13 protein-coding genes and 1 riboswitch are annotated in these 20098 nt (G+C 42.1%); of the genes, 9 read left to right on the top strand and 4 right to left on the bottom strand.

All coding sequences use genetic code 11. The features are described from left to right. Positions 1–210 precede the first annotated feature (210 nt). The 5 genes from H5181_RS05690 (at position 211) to H5181_RS05670 (ending at position 8458) form a co-directional block, all read left to right on the top strand. Entirely contained in the window at positions 211–3930 is a 3720-nt protein-coding gene (locus H5181_RS05690; RefSeq protein WP_182750475.1) for an ATP-binding protein, read from the top strand. Further along, complete coding sequence (locus tag H5181_RS05685) at positions 3930–4583, top strand: condensin complex protein MksE (protein WP_011636014.1); 654 nt, start codon at positions 3930–3932, stop codon at positions 4581–4583. The genes H5181_RS05690 and H5181_RS05685 overlap by 1 nt, the downstream gene beginning before the upstream one ends. Further along, positions 4580–5800 (top strand): phosphoenolpyruvate carboxylase, encoded by a 1221-nt coding sequence (locus H5181_RS05680; RefSeq protein WP_102035819.1) that lies wholly within the window; start codon positions 4580–4582, stop codon positions 5798–5800. Before H5181_RS05685 ends, H5181_RS05680 begins: the two co-directional genes overlap by 4 nt. Then, positions 5788–6792 carry a hypothetical protein gene (locus H5181_RS05675; RefSeq protein WP_182750474.1) on the top strand — a complete coding sequence of 335 codons (1005 nt, stop codon included), beginning with the start codon at positions 5788–5790 and terminating at the stop codon, positions 6790–6792. The genes H5181_RS05680 and H5181_RS05675 overlap by 13 nt, the downstream gene beginning before the upstream one ends. Before the next feature lie 406 nt (positions 6793–7198). Then, positions 7199–8458 carry a dicarboxylate/amino acid:cation symporter gene (locus tag H5181_RS05670; protein WP_123884128.1) on the top strand — a complete coding sequence of 420 codons (1260 nt, stop codon included), beginning with the start codon at positions 7199–7201 and terminating at the stop codon, positions 8456–8458. Between the two features lie 146 nt (positions 8459–8604). Here H5181_RS05670 and H5181_RS05665 read toward each other — a convergent pair whose 3' ends face one another. Next, a complete protein-coding gene (locus H5181_RS05665; protein ID WP_182750473.1) occupies positions 8605–9792 on the bottom strand; it encodes a hypothetical protein in 1188 nt (395 codons plus the stop codon). 205 nt (positions 9793–9997) lie between these two features. Beyond that, positions 9998–10990 carry a class 1 fructose-bisphosphatase gene (locus H5181_RS05660; protein WP_182750472.1) on the bottom strand — a complete coding sequence of 331 codons (993 nt, stop codon included), beginning with the start codon at positions 10988–10990 and terminating at the stop codon, positions 9998–10000. Between the two features lie 175 nt (positions 10991–11165). Here H5181_RS05660 and H5181_RS05655 point away from each other — a divergent pair, with 175 nt between their 5' ends. Continuing rightward, on the top strand, positions 11166–13469 hold the full coding sequence (locus tag H5181_RS05655; protein WP_182750471.1) for a S9 family peptidase: 2304 nt from the start codon (positions 11166–11168) through the stop codon (positions 13467–13469). 89 nt (positions 13470–13558) lie between these two features. On the opposite strand, the gene arcA is transcribed toward H5181_RS05655, so the two are convergent. Then, a complete protein-coding gene (gene arcA / locus H5181_RS05650; RefSeq protein ID WP_011636021.1) occupies positions 13559–14275 on the bottom strand; it encodes a two-component system response regulator ArcA in 717 nt (238 codons plus the stop codon). 676 nt (positions 14276–14951) lie between these two features. Between arcA and H5181_RS05645 the strand changes: the two genes are divergently transcribed. The 3 genes from H5181_RS05645 to H5181_RS05635 all read left to right on the top strand — a co-directional run bounded on the left by H5181_RS05645 (position 14952) and on the right by H5181_RS05635 (position 18848). After that, on the top strand, positions 14952–15395 hold the full coding sequence (locus H5181_RS05645) for a DUF3293 domain-containing protein (protein ID WP_182750470.1): 444 nt from the start codon (positions 14952–14954) through the stop codon (positions 15393–15395). A gap of 275 nt (positions 15396–15670) precedes the next feature. After that, positions 15671–15845, top strand: a riboswitch (Lysine riboswitch). A 134-nt stretch (positions 15846–15979) separates the two neighbouring features. Next, a complete protein-coding gene (gene lysC / locus H5181_RS05640) occupies positions 15980–17359 on the top strand; it encodes a lysine-sensitive aspartokinase 3 (protein WP_182750469.1) in 1380 nt (459 codons plus the stop codon). 370 nt (positions 17360–17729) lie between these two features. Next, complete coding sequence (locus H5181_RS05635) at positions 17730–18848, top strand: succinylglutamate desuccinylase/aspartoacylase family protein (protein ID WP_182750468.1); 1119 nt, start codon at positions 17730–17732, stop codon at positions 18846–18848. 71 nt (positions 18849–18919) lie between these two features. On the opposite strand, the gene H5181_RS05630 is transcribed toward H5181_RS05635, so the two are convergent. After that, positions 18920–20056, bottom strand: coding sequence for a site-2 protease family protein (locus H5181_RS05630; protein WP_182750467.1), 1137 nt, complete (start codon positions 20054–20056; stop codon positions 18920–18922). Between the last annotated feature and the right edge of the window lie 42 nt (positions 20057–20098).

Raw genomic sequence — 20098 nt, 5'->3', positions numbered from 1 at the left:
TTGCACATAAACAGTTTCTGGCTGTTTGCTGCATTGTTAGCCGCCATTTTTGAATTATTTAGCGTATTATAAAGCCAATTTTTGTGGGGGAAAATTGCCTCCAGCCTGCGTTTGTTTTACTTTATTTAAATTGAATAAATAGACGTTATTTTTTCATCCGTATTTTGCTTCTTTGTCACTGCAATGTGAGCTGTTTGGAAAAGGATTATCATGCCAAGCTTGATTAGAATCGTGTTAATTAATACCCACCTACCAGGTGTGGTCGAACTGTTATTAAATGGTCACACTAATATTTGTGGTACCAATGCCTCTGGTAAAACAACCTTACAACGGTTAGTGCCGGTATTTTATGGCGAGTACCCTAGCCGTGTTGTGCCGTCAACGCGTGACAGTTTCGAACGTTGGTATTTACCCCATGACTCAAGCTACATTATCTATGAATATCAAAAAGATGATGGTTTACTTTATCAAGCGGTTTTAGCATCAGCGGGTGACGGTAAAGGGGTAAACTACCGCTTTATTGGCCGTGCTTTTGAGTTAGAGCATTATATTAAGTCGCGTAATGGCGACACCATCATTTGTCATTCAATGGCAGAGTTGGGCCGTGAAGTAAAACGTGATGGCGTAGCCCATACAAACTTGTTAAACACTCGAGAGTTTCGAGCGATCATCCAGAACGATCGTAGCTTATTAAATACCGGCAGTAACCGCAATGAGCTGCGTACTTACGCGCGTCAGTTCTCGTTGTGTGACGGTGAACATAGCTTGCGTCATATCGAAAAACTCGCCAAAGCAGTGCACTCGAAAGAGGGCAAAATGGAAACGGTTAAATCAATGATCGCAGCCATTTTAGAAGAAGATGGGGTAAACCCACCGACGTCTAGACTGAATCCGCAACGAGTAGAAACGTGGATCCGTGAAAGTCAGCTGGTGCAAGGTTTTGAACAAATCCGCCCCGAATACGAAAAGCTCGAACAAGAATTTAATCAGTTATTAAGTGCAAAGTTACGCTTAGCCAGTTTATCGCGCGGTTATCGCGCTGACGAAACCTTAGAAGCTGAGCGTCAAGATCGTAACCAAACTCATGGTAAAGAACTAAACCTCAAGTTGCGCTTATTAGATGATGAGTGGAAAGATGTTCGTGATGAGTTAAACCAGGAATTATCTGCTGCTAAAGGTGACGCTGGCAAGTTTGAAGATGAACTTAATGCCATTGAAGACCAGCATGCTGCCTTTTTAGATGCCGACATTGAACAAGCCAAAGCTGATTTAGATAATTTGCCTAATTGGCGCAGTGATGTTGAAAACCTTAACGAGCGTCATAAATTACAAACCGAAAAACACCAAGATATTGAAGCCGCCTTTAATGCCCGCCGTAGTAAAATTGCTGAGCAATTACATCGCGAACTTGAAACGCTACATCTTGAGCAAGACACCCAACGTGAAGCGCGTGATAAGCAACGTGAGCTTGCCAATGACGATATCGCTAAACTAGAGCTGCAATGGCGTGAACAAACTGATGCTGGTAAAGCTAAATTTAGCGAACAAGAATATCAACTTAAATTAACCGCTGCCGAGCTTAAGCATCAAGTTGATGGTGTGACTTACACCGAAGATGAAAAAATGCGCTTAGCGATTTTCGATGAGCGTATAAGTCTAGCTGATGAAGAGCAAGAAACCTGTAATCAAAAGGTCGATCGTTTAACCACAGAAGAGCGTAAACAACGGGCCAAGCGCGACCAAGCTAACGAAGCGCTGCGTATATCCAGCATTCGCGTTAGTGACCGAGAAAATGCCAAAGAAGAACTGCACCATATGTTGTTCCCACAGTCGCATACCTTGTTGGAGTTTTTGCGTAAAGAAGCCCACGGTTGGGAGCACACCTTTGGTAAAGTTATCGCGCCAGAGTTGTTGCATCGCAGCGATCTACACCCAAGCCTAACCAAAGACAGCAGTGAAGCATTATTTGGGGTTAACCTCGATCTTAAAGCCATTGATGTACCTGAGTATGCCGCTACAGAGCAAGATTTACGTATTCGTTTAGCCAAAGCAGAAGAAGCACTAAAAAGTGCGCAAGAAATGCATGCCGAAGCGGAAGATCAACTGGTTGCTATGAATACGGCGCTCGATAGCATCACCCGCGAACTGACATTTGCCCGTACAGCGTACAAAAATAGCCGTGAAGATTTACGCCGCCTATTTGATGAAAAGCGTAACGAACAACAAAAAATCAATCAAGCTGTGGCAGATCGTAAAGCCGATTCGAGCAAGCGATTAGTACAACTTGATAATGAACTTAAGCTGCTTAGCAATCAGCACCTTGGTTGGTTAAGCGAGCAAAAAGAGCAGGCGCTTGAAGCGCGCATGGAAAAAAATGCCTATTGGCAAGAAGTGGTCGGCGCCATTGATAATCAATTAGGCCAGATTAAAGCCAATATCGAACAACGCCGTGCAAATGCAAAAACCGAGCAAAAAGCAGGTGAAACTTGGTACAAAAATGAGCTTAAATCACGTGGTGTTGATGAAGGCACCATTTTGGCGCTTAAAAAACAGATCCGCGATCTTGAAGCCTGCATCAGTAATGCAGAACAACGCCGCAGTGAAGTGCTGCGTTTTGATGATTGGTATCAACATACCTGGCTTGTTCGAAAGCCTAAAGTGCAAACTCAATTAACTGATGTTAAGCGCGCTACGCTGGAATTGGAGCAACTGCTAAAAGCGAAAACGGCAGAAATAAAACACCGAAGAGACAGTTTAGAAACCGAACGTAAAGCCTGTGATGCCGCCCAAGTAGAGGCGTCTGAAAACCTCACTAAGCTGCGTGCAGTGATGCGCAAGTTAGCTGAGCTCAAATTGCCAGCTAATAACGATGAAGCGATGGGCAGCATTGGCGAGCGTTTGCGCCAAGGCGAAGATTTATTGCTAAAGCGTGACTACTTAATGGGTTCTGTTAAACAATATGTTGAACACTTTGACTCGGTCATTGCCAGTAAATCAGGTTCAAGTTTGGCCGAATTTTGGGAGCGGGCCCGTGATGAGTCTAGCTTTGTTAACGACAAAGGTATTCGTCTACTCGACTATCGCAAGTTAGTCCCACAGCTTGAGCAGTTATTGAATGTGATGGTGCCGCAATCGTTAATGGCGATCCGCGAACAAGGGCGTATTTTTGGTATCGACTTAACCGCATTCTATGACGTGTTAACCGATATTGACCGCCGTATTGCCAGCCAAAGCGCGCGTATTACCCGTGAAGTGGGTGAAGAATTATTCCTCGAAGGAGTATCAGAATCGGCTGTGCGAATTCGCTCTCGCATCAGCGAACTGGAGTTTTGGCCTGAACTTGAAGTGTTTGTTAAAGCCTTTAAAGCGTGGAAAGCAGATGGTTTCAGCCAACTACCGGACGAGCATTACACTAACTCAATGCGCCGTGCATTAGACATTATTGGCCGCGCAGCATTAACCGGCGGTATTGCGAAACTGTTAGAAATCGAACTGCGTTTAAAAGAAGGTAACAGCGACTTAATTATTCGTACCGACCGTCAGTTAAACGAGTCTTCAAGTCATGGTATGGCTTACCTTATTTTATGTAAGTTTTTATTGGCCTTCACCCGTTTATTGCGCGGCAAAGCCAATGTCACTATCCATTGGCCAATTGATGAGTTAGGTACGCTACATCACACTAACGTGAAGAAAATCTTCGATGCCTGTGAGAACAACAATATCAGTGTATTAGGGGCTTTCCCAAATCCTGAATCTGAAGTGCTAAGTCTATTTGCTAACCGTTACATCATTAATAAGCAAACTAAAAAGCTGCAGGTCGTTAAACCTAAAGCCAACCCGTTAGCGGCACGTTTATCGCAACGTAACACTAAAACCGAAATGCCTACGGCGGAAATGACTCGCGCTGAAACTTCTAAGGAGCACATCTAATGTCTGAATCGACTGAAACTACCTTAGTAGGTACTGGCGCATTAATAGAGCAATTGTTGCGTGGTGAGTTTATTTGCCGAGTGACAAATGAAGACGGTTGGCGGGCATTAAAAAACAACAGCACTCGCGACAGAGTTGAAACCTACCTTAACCAAATTAATCGCACCATTGCCAGTGCTGGTGAGGGTGAAGTCTTTTTTTGTGGTTATTTGCAGCTAGGCGAGGTTGAGCGCAAAGTTATTTCATCGCAATTTAAAGATATTTGCTCAGGACTTATTCCATTAGTGGAATGGCTAGTATTAGTGCAAGAAGCCAGTGGTCAAGATGCTCCGCTGAGCGAAGGCGCGCCGATCCGCTTAACCGATTTACAAGCGCGTATTGAAGACACGCCAGCTTTTAGAGAGCAACTCACTAAGTTGAGCCATTACCGATTATTCGGTTCAAGCAGTACTAACGTTGACGGCCAAATTAAGTTGGTGTTTAAGCGATTAGTAGAACTGGGTTATTTAACCAAACCCAATAGTGAGAAACAGATTTATATCGCCACGGGTAAGTTAGATTATCTATACGAAGTTATCCGCTTTATTGATGAGACCGAAGGCTTAAGTCTTGAGGCTCAGGCAGAAACCGCGACCCAAAGGGACTTGATATGAGCAGTAACTTACACCAAGCTGGGGTAAAGCTGCTCAAACAACTTGGGCGCCATGCCGATGTTGTCATGGATGCATATTTGGCTGGGTCGATTAACGATACAGCCCATGATGCTGGCGTTATCGAAAAACTGAAAAAAAGTGGCATTTTATGGCGACCAGAACCGGATCAAGAACTGCGCTTAAAGCGTTCGGTGCGGGCATTATTGGAAGAAGCATTAAGCGACGAACGTAATCGACAGATTGATGCCAACGTCGGCTCAGCGCTAGCGACAATAAAAACCTTAGCCGATCATTATAAAGAGGCGCGCCGTGATGTGGATTTCAGTGCTGCGGAAGCCTATTTAGCCGATTTAAATGAACATGTGTACAGCTTTACCGACAGTTTACGTTATTCAATTCGGGTGTTATGGAGCCGAATTAACAACGAATTTGGTTATGTTGGGACTATAAGTGCCAAAATTCGCGAAAACGAGTTAGCCCAAAGCCAGGTGTCAGAGCTGCTAAACGGCTTAGAAATGTTTCAATTTAGCGAGTTAGGTGAAATTGCTGGCGATATTCGTGAATTGCGCCGTTTATTGATGACCAGTTTGCAAGAAACCTTAAGTCAATGTACTCAAGAGTTGAGTATTGTCCAAGCGAGATTGTATGAGTTACTTGGACGATTTAGGCAAATACAAGGGCGCACCCGATTACTAAAAGGTTGGTTACTGCACACCAACATGCATCCTGATTATCAACCTGAAAACCATGTAGTGCATAAAGCGGTGCCGATATTATTTAATTGTGCTGAAGCGCTGATAGCCCCTGCAAGTGTTGATGTGTCAAACCCTCATCACGAACTAGAGCTGATGGGGTTAGTGGCACAAGTTAAAGCCATTAGTCGCGACTCGTTACCTGCGGTACTGCGTGAGCACAACGTGACCTTTGAAATGGGCGACAGTGAGGATTTCGATATCCCTGAAAATCCCCTTAAAATAGCCGTGGATGAATATTTTTGTGAAGTGATTGATTCTGGTTTACGTCAATCGGCATTAAGCTATTTGCAAGAGAAGCAATTAACATGGGATGCAGAAAGCTGGCTATATCAAGTGATTGGCGGTTATGAAGGCCTAGCCGATGAACATAAAAATTACTTTGAGCTTGAACCGATAGGAAAACCTGATCCGGTTTATAGCGGTAACTTTATCATTAACGATGTTGAGTTATGGCTAGCCTAAGCAAAAGACAGTTACAGTTAATGGAACACGCGGCAAAGCAGCGCTTGCCGCGAGTGAAGTTCACTGCCGATTGGAAAAAATTGTATCAATTGTGGCAAATAGGTGAGACCGATGGAACTGACAAATACTTGTATTTGACTGCAAACGATTATGTTTTACTGCGTAACATGGCCCAAATTGATTCGGGCTTAGATATTCTGGCCCTTGATTTTGATGTGCCCCGCCAACAGATGTCACATCTTAGCGCTAATGAAAAATACGCTAACATCAGCCCTGAAGCTGACTATGTATTAATTAAGCTAGCGCCTAGTTTATCTCAAGACCAAGTGACTGATTTAGCGCCAGGTTCCGTTGCCGATTTATTATCTGTACATAATTTTTCACTGCGATTAAAGGTCGACAGTGCGATTGCGCTTTGTCAGCAACTCAATCTAACGAACCTCATCGTGGTAGAGAACCTCGACAGTTTTGATCACTTTTTTGCTAATTCATTTACCCCAGATTTACAGGCCATCATTAATAACTGTATGGTGTTATACCGTGGTAGTCATGACTATTCGCCAGCAGGTCGAAAGCGTTTTTTACACTTACTTCAACCACTCAACATCAATGTAATTAGCTTTACTGACCTTGATCCTGCAGGATTAATGATTGCTAATACCCTTGAGTCTTGCAGCAGCATAATAGTGCCGCAACTTGCGCTAGCGTCGCCTGATAAGTTATTAGCGTTAGCCCAGACAAATTCGACGGATGATTTTCATAAACAACACAAGCAATGGGCTTACCTTAATAACTTACATCGAGATGCACATTCTGGCGAACAATCAAAGTCTCTATCTGCTTATCAATCTTCCTCTCAATCAATAAAATACAGCTCGCAGTGGTTAGCGTTAGTGCAATGGCTCGGACAACATTGCGTGAGCATTAAACAACAACATATGTTAGCCAAATCCATGTCACTGACGTTGCTTAATATCCACTGTTCAGAATAAAACCACTGTGCAGAATAAAAAAACACTACGCTGATTGAGCCGGCTACCCCCATTTATTAAACAGAGTCGAGCTCACTTAATCAGCAAGCAAAACCTTCAAACTGATTGTTACTCTCGTTGTCGGCTTGATTTTAATGCTATACGCACAAATTTTAGCTGTTTTCGTAGTAAATCTGTCACTGGTTATACCATCGTTAATGATTAACTAAGTATATAATCTGTTGTTATATCTAACTTTTATATTGCACGCTTGTTAAGCGTCGATTAAGTAATCACTTTTGTTCATAAGGTGATTGAAATATATTGCGCTATGTCTCAGTATTTCAGCGCTCGAAAAGAATAAGCACCAGGATTGGTATAACAATAATTAGCAACAGAAGTTGCCATTTCGAAGGGAAATTTATAGATGACAAAATCACTTTCAGCACGGATCTTTATCGGTCTGTTTTTTGGGGTTCTGCTTGGTAGTATTGTGCAGTTTTTACTGGCAGATAATGCTTTTTTTGGTGGCACGTTAGTTAGCCTAGCCAGTGGTGTTGGCACCATGTTCGTCAATATGATTATGATGCTAGTGGTTCCACTGGTGTTTGTGAGTATTGTGTGCGGTGTGTGTGAGTTACAAGATTTAAAAAGCTTTGGCCGTTTAGGGGGTAAAACCTTTGGGTTTTATATTATTAATACCATGGTAGCGATTTTAGCTGCTTTTACCGTCGCAATGATATTTGAGCCCGGTAAAGGCGTGGATATGTCGAGCAACGGTTCGCTGGATATTACCGCCACAGAACTGCCTGATTTAATGTCGTTAATTGTGAGTATTGTACCAAACAACCCGTTTTCAGCCTTTACCTCTGGCAATATGTTGCAAGTGATTTTTATGGCGCTATTAATGGGCGGTGTCATTAAATCAATGGGGCAATCGGTTGAGGGAGCAGTTAAAGGATTTCAAACCGCCAATAAAATCATGATGCGTTTAATTTCAGTGGTAATGAGTTTAGCGCCATACGGTGTATTCGCCTTAATGTTTAAATTAGGCGCAACCTTAGAGCCTGAAATTTTTGTCAGTGTAGTTGAATATTTAGTGCTTATTTTGGCTTTATTATTGATTTGGATTTTTATCGTATACCCATATTCTGTTAGCCTGTTCACTCCAATTTCAGCGAAAACTTTCAGAGATAAAACTCAAGAACAAATTCTATTCTCATTGTCTACTGCTAGCTCAAACGCCACTATTCCGGTAACTATGCGTACCCTTACTGACAAGCTAGGTGTGAGTCAAGCTGTGGCTGGTTTTGGTGTGCCACTGGGCGCGACCATGAACATGGGCGGGGTGTCGATTTATATTACCATTGCAATCTTCTTTGTCGCGAATGCCTTTGGTATGCCAATCAGTAATGATCAAATTCCATCGTTATTGTTCAGCGTATTTTTACTGTCGGTGGGTGCTGGTGGTGTTCCTGGTGGTGGGATGGTGATGATTGGGGTATTGATTTACCAATTAGGCTTACCAGCAGAGGCATTTGTGATTGTTGCAGCATTAGACCGTATTATTGATATGGTATTAACCTCATGTAATGTGGTCGGTGATACTGCGGTACTAACCATTGTGGATCAAACTGAACAAGCGCATCAGCTTGAGGCTGCAAAAGCTGCAGCTGAGGAAGTATAAGATTCGTTTAGCAGTATGAATAAAATGGCCTGCTATGCAGGCCATTTTTTATGTCTAAGGTTTAAGGCCTTATGTTTAAGGTCATATGCTTAAGGCTTTAAATTGACGAATCTGTTACAGGGTCGTTGTGTCGAAAATAGTAGATGCTATCTATGCTGCATTTTATTTTCTATCTTGGTCATCAGCTTGAATGTCGTCTTTTCTAAATCATCTAAACCGCGATGAGCGACCTGCTCGTAAGAGCGATTAATATAGCGATAAGCTTGTGGGTAGTTGAACTCAATCACCTCAAGTTCTGCCAATTCATTCAGCGCCTGTGTTTGTCCTATGGGATAGTTCATCATTTGATGATATTCAATGGCTTTTTTAAACTGCTCTCTGGCTTCATCATTACGACCTATGCGCTGGTTTATCATGCCCGCAAGCTGTGAAATATAGCCCAATGTTAGCCAGTCTTTCACTTTAGCAGCATTGGTTTTGGCAATGGTAAGTACACCTAATGCTTGTTCTATTCTGTCCGTTTCGGTGTAGCTTTGCGCTAATAACAATCTTAGTCTGGCTAGCTCTCGCTCATCTTGCTGATGCGTAGCTAGATCGATTGATGCTATCAATGTTGTATTAAGCTGTTCATATTGCTGTTGCTGCAATTGGATGCTGGCTAGCAGACGTATGGCAACTAAGTTGTCTGGTGTGGAGCGTATGAGCTTGGATAAGTGCTGCTCAGCAGCCTTAGTGTCGCCAAGTTGTAGCTGTGTTATTGCATTGAACAACAGAGGGGAACTAAGACGTGAATGGTATTGAGTTGCTGTCTTCTTATTTTGTTGCTTCTGTTGTAAATTGAGCTGCTCAGTAATCTCGTTTGCTGCTGTTAATAACGCTTGCTCGATACTTGAAACGTTAATTACTCCCACTTTTGTATGATGCTGCTGATGTAATGTATATGCTAATTGATATTGATTATTCGCGCCGGTAATACTGGATTCAATCACCAACTCCGCACCAGAGACAGCCATTAATTGCTGAATGTCGACAGTTTGGCTCAAGTGGTCATTAGCGATAAGCGAGATGATATTTATAATATCTTCGGTTTGCAGCAATGGGTAACTAACACCGACATTGAGCTTATTGATAAGCATATCCATCGCGGCATAGCGATTCCATTGTAAGTCTGTATTGTCTGTTGCGAGTTGCACTGGAAGTACTAAAATAGTGCCAGTTTCTATTGTAGGGGTTTTAGTGGACATCAGATAAGCATAAGCGCTCATGCTAATAAGCAATAAGAGTAAAATAGCCGCAATATATTTATTTTTATTCGATGATCTGGCGGGCGGCATCGTTATAGTCCTTTATTAATTTCCTTAAAATAACTTAGTGGGTATTTAAGTTATTGTAAAGAAATGATTCTTTACTCTCGTTTCCTGACAGAATGCATCATTGCGGTTCACTATGTTTATTCGCATCAGTTAGATCATCAATGAGTTCAACAGCAGCGCATAAATGAAAAAACCGCCAAAAGGCGGTTTTCTACAGCATAATCAATTAATCAATTGATGGTTCTTCGCTGTAATCAATACCGTGGTAGCTCAAGCAGGTATCAACTTCGTTAGCGCTACCTAAAATTACCGCAACGCGCTGATGGATTTCGATTGGCTGAATGTCCAAAATAGTTTCATAACCTGTTGATGCCTTACCGCCAGCTTGCTCAACTAACAATGCCATTGGGTTGGCTTCATACATTAAGCGTAACTTAAACGGTTTGGCTGGGTTTTTATTGTCTGTCGGGTAAGAAAATATCCCGCCACGGCACAATACACGATGCACATCACCGACCATTGCTGCAATCCAACGCATGTTAAATGATTGCTCACGAGGTCCTATTTCTCCGAGTAATAAGTCGGCAATATAGGTTTGCATTGGTGCTTCCCAAAAACGCTGGTTTGACATATTAATGGCAAACTCGGCAGTGTCTGGGGTTATTTGCACGCTATCGTCGGTCAGTAAAAACTCTTGGCTGTCTGGAGCAAGAGTATAAAACTGAGTGCCTTGGCCTGTGGTTAGCGCCATCATGGTTGATGGGCCATACAACACATAACCCGCAGCAACTTGTTTGCGGCCAGCTTGTAAAAAGCTTTGTTCATTTAACTCACCAGCGGGTGCAGGTAATACTGAAAATATAGTGCCCACTAATGAGTTGATGTCGATATTTGATGAGCCATCGAGTGGATCAAAACACACCAGGTATTCACCTTTAGCATTCACCTCAACCACATAATCTTCTTCTTCAGACGCTAAACCACGTACATTGCCATCGGCTTTAAGGGCATCTTTAAGCATGTCATTGGTGATTACATCCAGTTTTTTCTGGGTTTCGCCTTGAATATTTTCTTGCTCTGTTGCACCCAAAACGCCCGCTAATGCCCCGTGACGAACCGCACCACTAATGGCTTTTGAGGTGTCAGCTAAGGTTAATAGTAGTTGTGTTAAAGACGCGTTTACGGCTTGTACGCTAAGGGTTTGTGCCAAAGTCTGCATGATTTTTCCTATGAGATTTTGCGAGGTTAAGGTCGATGTTGTTAATTCTTATCAGTTATGTGCAAATCATACCCCACAATGACGCTAATTTCAGCGATTGTTATCTGAGGTTTTGGTTTTACTGTTAATTGAGGCAAAATGTGGGCGGATTGAATTGCCCCAAGGATTAATAATAATGACAACAACATGGAAGCATCATGCTTTAGCGGCAGTGTCTGCCGTGCCACTTCTTTTTACTAGCTCGGTTTTTTCAGCAACAGCAACCGCTCAAGGCAGCATCATGAACTCATCAACTACCGCGACACTGACTGCAATCAACGGTAGCACTACACCACTGACCATTGAACGTATTCATGCGTCACCAGCCTTAGCAGGCTCAAGCCCTCGTGGGTTGGCATTATCGCCTAACGGAAAACGTGTAACCTATTTATCGAACCGAGCCGATAATCAGCATTTGTATGATTTATGGCAAATGGATATCGCTACGGGTAAGCGCAGTGTACTGATTAATGCTGATCAATTAGAGGCTGGAGAACTGTCTGATGAAGAAAAAGCTCGCCGAGAGCGCCAACGAATTTATGGCCAAGGGATCATGGAGTATTTCTGGTCTGAAGACAGCCAACATATTTTAATCCCTGCAGCGGGTAAGTTGTATTTATATGACGTTGCCAGCAATAAGGTGGCTGAGCTTGCAACCGGTGACGGTTTTGCAACCGATGCGCGTTTGTCTCCAAAAGGTCACTTTGTGTCGTTTGTGCGCGATCAAAACTTATTTGTATTGTCATTGGATAGCCAAAAAGTAACGGCACTCACCACAGATGGTAAAGGGCCAATTAAAAATGCCATGGCAGAGTTTGTTGCCCAAGAAGAAATGGACCGCATGACAGGCTATTGGTGGGCGCCCGATGAGTCTGCAATTGCCTTTACTCGTATCGATGAATCCGGTGTTGAGTTAGTGACTCGTAATGAAATTTACGCCGAGGGGATTAAATTAACCGAGCAGCGTTACCCTTATGCAGGTAAAGCCAATGTTGAGATAGCACTGGGTGTCGTGACCTTAAAAGATCGCTCCATTAGCTGGATTGATTTAGGCAAACAAAAGGACATGTATTTACCTCGCGTAGATTGGCTACCCGACAGCCAGCATGTGTCGTTCCAATGGCAAAGCCGCGATCAACAAACGCTAGATCTACGCATTGCTGCAATCTCTCAGCCGACACAAGCTAAAACGGTGATTGAAGAGCGCAGCAAAGCATGGGTAAATTTAAACAATGATTTACACTTCCTAAAGCAACAAGCGGCCTTTATTTGGGGCTCTGAGCGTGATGGTTTTAATCATCTGTATTTATTTGACTTACAGGGCAAACAACTTAAGCAATTAACCCAAGGTGATTGGGCGGTTGATGCGCTTGAATTTGTCGATGAAGCGACAGGCTGGGTGTATTTTAGCGGTCGAAAAGACAGCGTTTTTGAGCGTCATTTGTATCGGGTTAATTTTAATAAAGGTATGGATTCTATTGAGCGAATTAGCCAGGCGTCGGGTATGCATGAGGCTGTATTTGCGGATAAAAAGCCCGTTTATTTAGATTACTTTAGTAGTTTACAGCAACCGCCGCAGATAAGTTTACACAATGACTCAGGCAAGCAGTTAGCTTGGGTTGAGCAAAATGACATTGATAAAAATCATCCGCTTTATGATTATGCAGGTTTATGGCAAATGCCTGAGTTTGGTCAATTAAGCGCTGAAGATGGTCAAGCATTGCAATACAGATTGTTTAAACCAGTGCCTTTTGATGCCGCTAAGCAGTATCCGGTTGTGGTGCGTGTATATGGCGGGCCGCATGCTCAGCTAGTGGTCAACAGCTGGAGCGAAGCAGATTATTTTACTCAATATTTACTGCAGCAAGGCTATGCGGTATTTCAATTAGATAATCGTGGTTCAGCGCACCGTGGGACTCAATTTGAACATGTGATTTATCAAAACATGGGTGATGCTGAAGTAAACGATCAAAAAGTTGGCGTTGATTACTTACGTAGCTTGCCATTTATTGATGGTGACAACATTGCTATTTATGGTCACAGTTATGGTGGTTATATGGCGTTAATGAGTCAATTTAAGGCACCAGGTTATTTTAAAGCGGCAATATCGGGGGCGCCAGTAACGGATTGGCGTTTGTACGACACTCATTATACTGAGCGTTATATGGGTAACCCACTAACCAATAAAAAAGGTTACGACGCTAGCAGTATTTTACCTTATGTAAAAAATTATCAATCGGGCTTATTGATGTATCACGGTATGGCTGATGATAATGTCCTGTTTGAAAACAGCACTAGAGTATATAAAGCGTTACAAGATGAGGGTAAGTTATTCCAAATGATGGATTACCCTGGGTCTAAACATTCAATGCGTGGCGAGAAAGTACGTAATCATTTATATAAATCATTAGCGGCATTTTTAGATCAACAGCTGAAGTAATCACTATGGCGTTCCATGATTAACTAAAAAGCAGATATAAAAAAACCAGGTGATTCACCTGGTTTTTTATTGCGGCTAACCTTAAAAGATTATGCTTCTAAGTCACCACAAAAACGATAGCCTTCACCGTGAATTGTCGCGATGATTTCTGGCGTATCAGGCAAACTTTCAAAGTGCTTACGGATACGACGAATTGTCACATCAACAGTGCGGTCATGGGGCTTTAATTCACGGCCAGTCATTTTTAACAACAAGTCAGCACGTGTTAAAATTTTACCTGGGTTTTCAACAAAGTGAAGCATCGCACGGAACTCGCTGCGTGGAAGCTTATAAGCTTCGCCCTGTGGGTTTACCAAAGAACGGCTATTGATTTCTAAGCTCCAACCGTTAAAACGGTAATACTCAACAGAACCTTTTTCTTCAGTTTCTGCTGCAGCATTATTAACGCGAGTTAATAGGTTGCGAGCACGAATCGTTAATTCGCGAGGGTTGAACGGTTTAGTGATGTAATCATCAGCACCAATTTCAAGACCTAGAATCTTATCAACTTCATTGTCACGGCCAGTCAAGAAAATAAGACCGATGTTATTAATTTCACGTAGCTCACGAGCTAATAATAAGCCGTTTTTGCCTGGTAAATTAATATCCATAACAACAAGGTTAATCTTATTGTCTTGCATGGCTTTATGCATTTCTGCGCCGTCGTTAGCTTCAGTGACAACATAACCTTCAGCTTCAAAAATACTGCGTAATGTATTACGAGTTACAGCTTCATCTTCAACAATTAAAATGTGCGGATTTTGCATGATATTTACCTGATTTTATAAAATTCGATTCTAGCCACTGTTTGCTAACTGTGTGCTAATTAGATTGCAATAGCGCTTTAGCTAATGCGCTAACATTCCGATATTTTTTGGTGTTTATCTATGTCTACCCTGAATTAAACACTCTCTATAAACTCTATTATGTAACACTTAATGCTGGTTACTGAGTCTGCTTACGTCGATTAATTTCCACTACGCCAAGGTACGTGTTTGCACTTATGCATGATGGTGTAAAATTTGTTGCACTTAAGCTTACTTACTATGAATGCGATTTAGAAAGATAGTTCCTTCTATAGCAAACTTATTTAATCGTATTAATGTTTTATCAAATGTAGAACAATTTTAGTACGACTGTAAACTTTACATCAAAAAATCATCACACTCACAACAACATTTGCTGAGTTTTTGAGGTGTATGTAGCTAACTTTGCTACAGTGATTTAATAGTGCGTGATGGTTATTGTACTCGTTTTAGGCATTTGTTAACAAATTAAATGTTAAAAAATTAATATAACGCTCAAGTATATGAAAGATTAACCTTGCTAAGGTAATAATAATTAATGATTTTCTAATATAATACTGTTGATTTAGATAGCAAACCTTTTAGAACTCTAACCTATCTGCTAGACTAATTTTGGCTTAATTGACGAAAATTTATTATGGAAAATGTTATAGATACATTGTGGAATGAGTATCAAAGCACTCATTTTTTGTTCACTCAACGCCTTTCACATGATTTCCCATTTGCTATTGTTACTGCTCATAACCCTCGTGGTTCAAGACTCTCTCCTAGTCAAAATCGCTTACTCGATCGTCAGCTTCAATCTAAAATTCAACAATATAACCGCCCCTATCGTGCGCTAATCGGTGCAGCACCTGATTTGTCGTATATGGAAAAGAGTTGGGCGATTTTTATTGATAAAGAACAATCTGTTGAGCTTGGTAGAGAGTTTAATCAACATGCAATTTACTACGTTAATCAAGGTTTACTATCTTTGATTGCGTGCCTTGATATTATCAAACCTGAAGTTGATATGGGGATTTTTAACCACCGATTAAAGTTGGTGAGTGAGTGGCCTGAGATAGGCTCGTATACTGGGTAAATAATGGTGTAATTTAAACTGCACCGCTGTAGAAGAATAATTGACGTGTTATTTGAGGACAATCAATGTTCGATTGTCTCGGTAATTTACTGTTCATAATATTTTTTGCATATATATTGGCGTTTTTTCGTAATAGAGAACAATCATTAATTAGAGGGCACAGCAACAGAATATCTTAACGCAACGATATTTTTTATCGCAGCAGTGTATTTTTACTGTGTTTGCTGATTGACTTGATAGGGGATTTGTTGCTATTTTCAACTCACTCCTTCGGGAGGAACAGAAGAGGAGCGTTAACTAGGTAGTAAGTGAGAGGATGCCAATCCGATGACCACTTATGATGGAGATTAGCGCCGAGGTATCAGTTTGTTTGGCAAACATTGATATCGGTCGATTAGGCTGAATCCTAACGATTGTCACCTATTTTTTTGGTGGAGAGCTTCTGGTGATGATTGCTGTTTCCCTTCTATAAGGGTGCGTTATCTTAGCACCAGGCTCTTCGAACGTAGTGTGTTCGGAGCGTATATCATGTTAGTAAATCACATCTTATTTTTTAGTCTTTCGCAAACAGCGGAGGCATCAGTATGAGCTTTGTTCAGTCTGAAATAGATACCCCAGAATTAGTCGTTGCCAAATTTGGCGGCACGTCAGTTGCTGATTACGCCTCTATGAGCCGTTGTGCAGATATTGTGTTGGCTAATCAAGCTACTCGTCTTGTGGTAGTAAGCGCCTCCAGCGGAGTGACCAATTTATTAGTTGAGTTAACTCAAGCTAATGTTAATGATGAACGCCGTTTGGTATTGCTTAAGCAAATTGCTCAAATTCAATATGCGATATTAGATGAACTCGGTTGTCCACAAGACGTGGCAGCCAGTATTGATAAAATACTCAGTCGGATGTCTGTACTCAGTGAATCGCTAGAACTGAATCGCAGTAAAGCGGTTATGGACGAGTTACTGTCGACGGGAGAGCAATGTTCATCGATTTTATTTTCTGCGGTTATTCGGGAAAAGGGCACCGCTTCAAATCATTTTGATGTGCGCCAAGTATTACGTACCGACAGTCACTTTGGTCGTGCAGAGCCACAGATTGAAGCTATTTCAACGTTAACGGGTGATTTTTTACAGCCATTACTCGCGCGTTACGTTATTGTTACCCAAGGCTTTATTGGTGCAGATGAAGAGGGGCGAACCACAACATTAGGCCGTGGTGGCAGCGACTATTCGGCGGCATTACTTGCCGAAGCGCTTCGAGCCACAGCGGTTGAGATTTGGACCGATGTAGCCGGTATTTATACCACTGATCCACGCCTTGCCCCTAATGCCCGCCCGATTGCTGAAATTAGCTTTAATGAAGCCGCTGAGATGGCGACCTTTGGCGCTAAAGTATTGCATCCCGCCACCATTTTACCGGCAGTAAGACAAAAAATTCAGGTGTTTGTGGGTTCAAGTAAAGCGCCTGAATTGGGCGGTACTTGGATACGTCATCAAGTTGAAGATACTCCAGTGTTTAGAGCGGTGGCATTGCGCCGCGATCAAACTTTACTTAACTTGCATAGCTTGCAAATGTTACATGCTCAGGGCTTTTTGGCTGAAACGTTCGCGACATTAGCTCGACACAAAATATCAGTCGATTTAATCACGACCTCGGAAGTTAACGTCTCGCTAACCCTAGATAAAACGGGTTCTGATTCAAGTGGTCAAGGGTTACTCAGTGAGTCATTACTACAAGAGTTATCGCAACATTGTCGTGTAAGAGTTGAGGAAGATTTAGCGTTAATCGCCATCATCGGTAATCGTATTGCTTCGACGGCTGGCATTTGTAGTCGGGTATTTAAAGTGCTTGAAAACCATAATGTTCGGATGATTTGCCAAGGTGCAAGCCCACATAATTTATGTGTGTTGGTAGCAGAGTCGGAAGCGGCGCAAGTGGTTAATGCTTTGCACCAAAACCTGTTTGAGTAATACCAATCCTATTAAATATGCGCTCTTTGAGCGGGAGTTCAAAGTGCTGTAGGCAAGGCAGATGATTGAAGCGAATAGTAATTCTCGGTAACAAGCTCCTGCGTTACTCTACCTCCAGTATCTGACCGCCATGGATAGTGGGAGTGTCTTATTTTTTATAGAAAAAAATAGACCATGCAGTCGTATTTTGAAAACATCTAATGAAGCATAAAGTACTTTGAAACCTGCCAGAATAGAGTCTCTCAGGTATTCAACTTCTGTGTTGCATCGATTTAAAAGGGAACAGCCATTTCTACATCAATGCGCCTTGAATTGAAAAACCTAAGAGACTCTGAACTGACCAGATATTTAATGAGATTGGTATCATCATATGACTAAAGCAATACAATCGTCAGTTCAAGTTGGAGAACTGGCGACAGGGCAAACATTGACCGTTCCAATATATTCATTCATGGGTAGCGAAAACTCAGCGCCGAGTGTGTATATTCAGGCCAATGTTCATGGCGCAGAAGTGCAGGGTAATGCGGTAATTTATCAACTGATGACCTTGTTGGAAGGTTATCAGGTTTTAGGTGATATTACGCTTGCACCCTTAGCCAATCCTTTAGGAATTAATCAAAAGAGTGGTGAGTTTACTTTAGGGCGTTTTGATCCCATTACAGGGGTTAATTGGAACCGCGAGTATTTTGATCACAACGTCGATATTCAAAATTGGTATTCCGAGCACCAACATTTAACCAATAGTGAACTGTTTTGCGCCTATCGTTCAATGTTGGTAGAAACTTGCCTGGCGCGTCTAACTCATTCTTTTGGGATTTCTACAGGTCATCGGTTAGCGGTAAATTTACAGGCTATGGCACACCAAGCAGACATCGTGCTTGATTTGCATACCGGCCCTAAATCATGCAAACACTTATACTGCCCCGAGTATGACATTGATGCGGCGAGATTTTTTTCGATTCCATATACATTGATTATCCCCAATAGCTTTGGCGGCGCGATGGATGAAGCGACCTTTTGTCCTTGGTGGCAATTAGCCGAGTATGCGACCAGTCAAGGCCGAGAATTTTCCGTACCAGTGTCTGCATTTACCTTAGAGCTTGCAAGCCAAGAACGGATTGATTTAGCAGATGCGTTAGAGGATGCCAAAGGCATATTGGCTTATTTAAGCCACCGCGGCGTGATTGCTGAAAAAGTTAATCCAGCCGGTATGGAAAGGTTTGGGTGTTACTTGAAGGATTATAAGAAGTTTTATGCTCCTAAAGCTGGCTTAATTGAGTATTGTGCGAGTGTTGGCGAACCATTAACAGCTGGCAAACCTTTAGTGAACATTTTACGCATAGACTTGTATGGTTCTGAGCAGGCTTACCAAGCCATTAGTTTACCCATGGATTGTGTGCCTATTTTGCACTTTGCTTCAGCATCGGTACTTCAAGGAACGGAGTTGTATAAGGTGATGACTAATGTGTTTTCATTACAACCTAGTTGATTAACAGCTTTGGCTAAGTAAAACAAAAATGCCTGCAATTGCAGGCGTTTTTGTAGATGTGTAAATTACAATTAACTGCCTAAAATCTGCAGCGGAATCGCTAACATTTCGTCGCCAGAAGCCGCAAAATACCAAATAATACCCACTAAACTTGCTACCGTGAGCAAATACCATACTGTAGAGAAAATTTGCCCGTAACGATCTAGCGGCAATAAATGACTTTGATGACGACCGCGCCATTCAAATACAATTTCTACACTGCCGATCAGTAACAAAAAGCCAAGTAAGGCGAGCCCTAAGCTATAGCTAATGAATACACCAATAGCGGCACCAGCAATACAAGCAACTAGACCAACAACACTATTCATCGAAAAGCTGATACTTTTTAAAATATGCCCGCCATCGAGAGGTAAAATGGGCAGTAAATTAAACAGATTTAGCAGCGCATTGAATGCCGCTAACCCAGCAAAGAATACGTTACCAGTTAACCAATAAAGTCCTAGTGAGATAATCGATAAAATGAGTCCAAAAGTGGGGCCCATAATCGAAATATACACATCTTGCCAGCGGGTGTTGATGCGTTCATCACTTAGCGCTAAGCCGCCAACAAAAGGGATTAAATAGATCCCTTTGGTTTTCATGCCGAAATGTTTCATCGCTCGAATATGACCATATTCATGAAATACTAAGCAACCGATAAGCGCTAAGGCAAATTCAAATGAAAATAACCAAGAATAGGCGGCAACACTGGCTCCAGCAAAAAGGACCTTAACCACCTTGGCACTTTTTAGTAGCTTAAAACCTAATGATGCCAGCCCAACAACACTGAGCTTTTGATTTTTTACTGCTGCAATTTCAGGTGTTTGACGCTCAATATCTTCAACGGTTCGTTGACCTTGGGCTATGGATTCATCATCTATTAATAAACAATAATCCAGTTGAAATGGTTGCCAGTTAACATCGATTTCTAATCGTACCGGTAGTGAACCAATATTGGGGTTAACGGGTTCGTCGTTGTTGATATTTGTTTCAGTCGGTACCGATGTTTGAGTGGTCAGTTCAAATGAATGGATATGAAAGGCTTGGTCACTAGCGCTTGCAGACTTTTGCGATACCAGTTGATTATCCCAATAAAGTTGCTGCCAACCCGCAATCGAGCCTTCTAGTCGCAGACGTTTACCTAGACATTCAATATTTAGTAATTCCATTAAGGATTCTCAGGGTTTATGGACGGTGAGCATGGGGGCATT

Source organism: Shewanella sp. SG44-2 (assembly GCF_014164215.1).
GTDB lineage: Bacteria > Pseudomonadota > Gammaproteobacteria > Enterobacterales > Shewanellaceae > Shewanella > Shewanella frigidimarina.
This window is presented reverse-complemented; position numbering and strand designations above follow the sequence as displayed.

Coding starts and splice junctions, on each gene's coding strand:
- H5181_RS05645 (WP_182750470.1), top strand. CDS start 14,952: ATGGAAAATGTTATAGATACATTGTGGAATGAGTATCAAAGCACTCAT.
- H5181_RS05690 (WP_182750475.1), top strand. CDS start 211: ATGCCAAGCTTGATTAGAATCGTGTTAATTAATACCCACCTACCAGGT.
- H5181_RS05665 (WP_182750473.1), bottom strand. CDS start 9,792: ATGCCGCCCGCCAGATCATCGAATAAAAATAAATATATTGCGGCTATT.
- lysC (WP_182750469.1), top strand. CDS start 15,980: ATGAGCTTTGTTCAGTCTGAAATAGATACCCCAGAATTAGTCGTTGCC.
- H5181_RS05680 (WP_102035819.1), top strand. CDS start 4,580: ATGAGCAGTAACTTACACCAAGCTGGGGTAAAGCTGCTCAAACAACTT.
- H5181_RS05675 (WP_182750474.1), top strand. CDS start 5,788: ATGGCTAGCCTAAGCAAAAGACAGTTACAGTTAATGGAACACGCGGCA.
- H5181_RS05670 (WP_123884128.1), top strand. CDS start 7,199: ATGACAAAATCACTTTCAGCACGGATCTTTATCGGTCTGTTTTTTGGG.
- H5181_RS05660 (WP_182750472.1), bottom strand. CDS start 10,990: ATGCAGACTTTGGCACAAACCCTTAGCGTACAAGCCGTAAACGCGTCT.
- H5181_RS05635 (WP_182750468.1), top strand. CDS start 17,730: ATGACTAAAGCAATACAATCGTCAGTTCAAGTTGGAGAACTGGCGACA.
- arcA (WP_011636021.1), bottom strand. CDS start 14,275: ATGCAAAATCCGCACATTTTAATTGTTGAAGATGAAGCTGTAACTCGT.
- H5181_RS05685 (WP_011636014.1), top strand. CDS start 3,930: ATGTCTGAATCGACTGAAACTACCTTAGTAGGTACTGGCGCATTAATA.
- H5181_RS05630 (WP_182750467.1), bottom strand. CDS start 20,056: ATGGAATTACTAAATATTGAATGTCTAGGTAAACGTCTGCGACTAGAA.
- H5181_RS05655 (WP_182750471.1), top strand. CDS start 11,166: ATGACAACAACATGGAAGCATCATGCTTTAGCGGCAGTGTCTGCCGTG.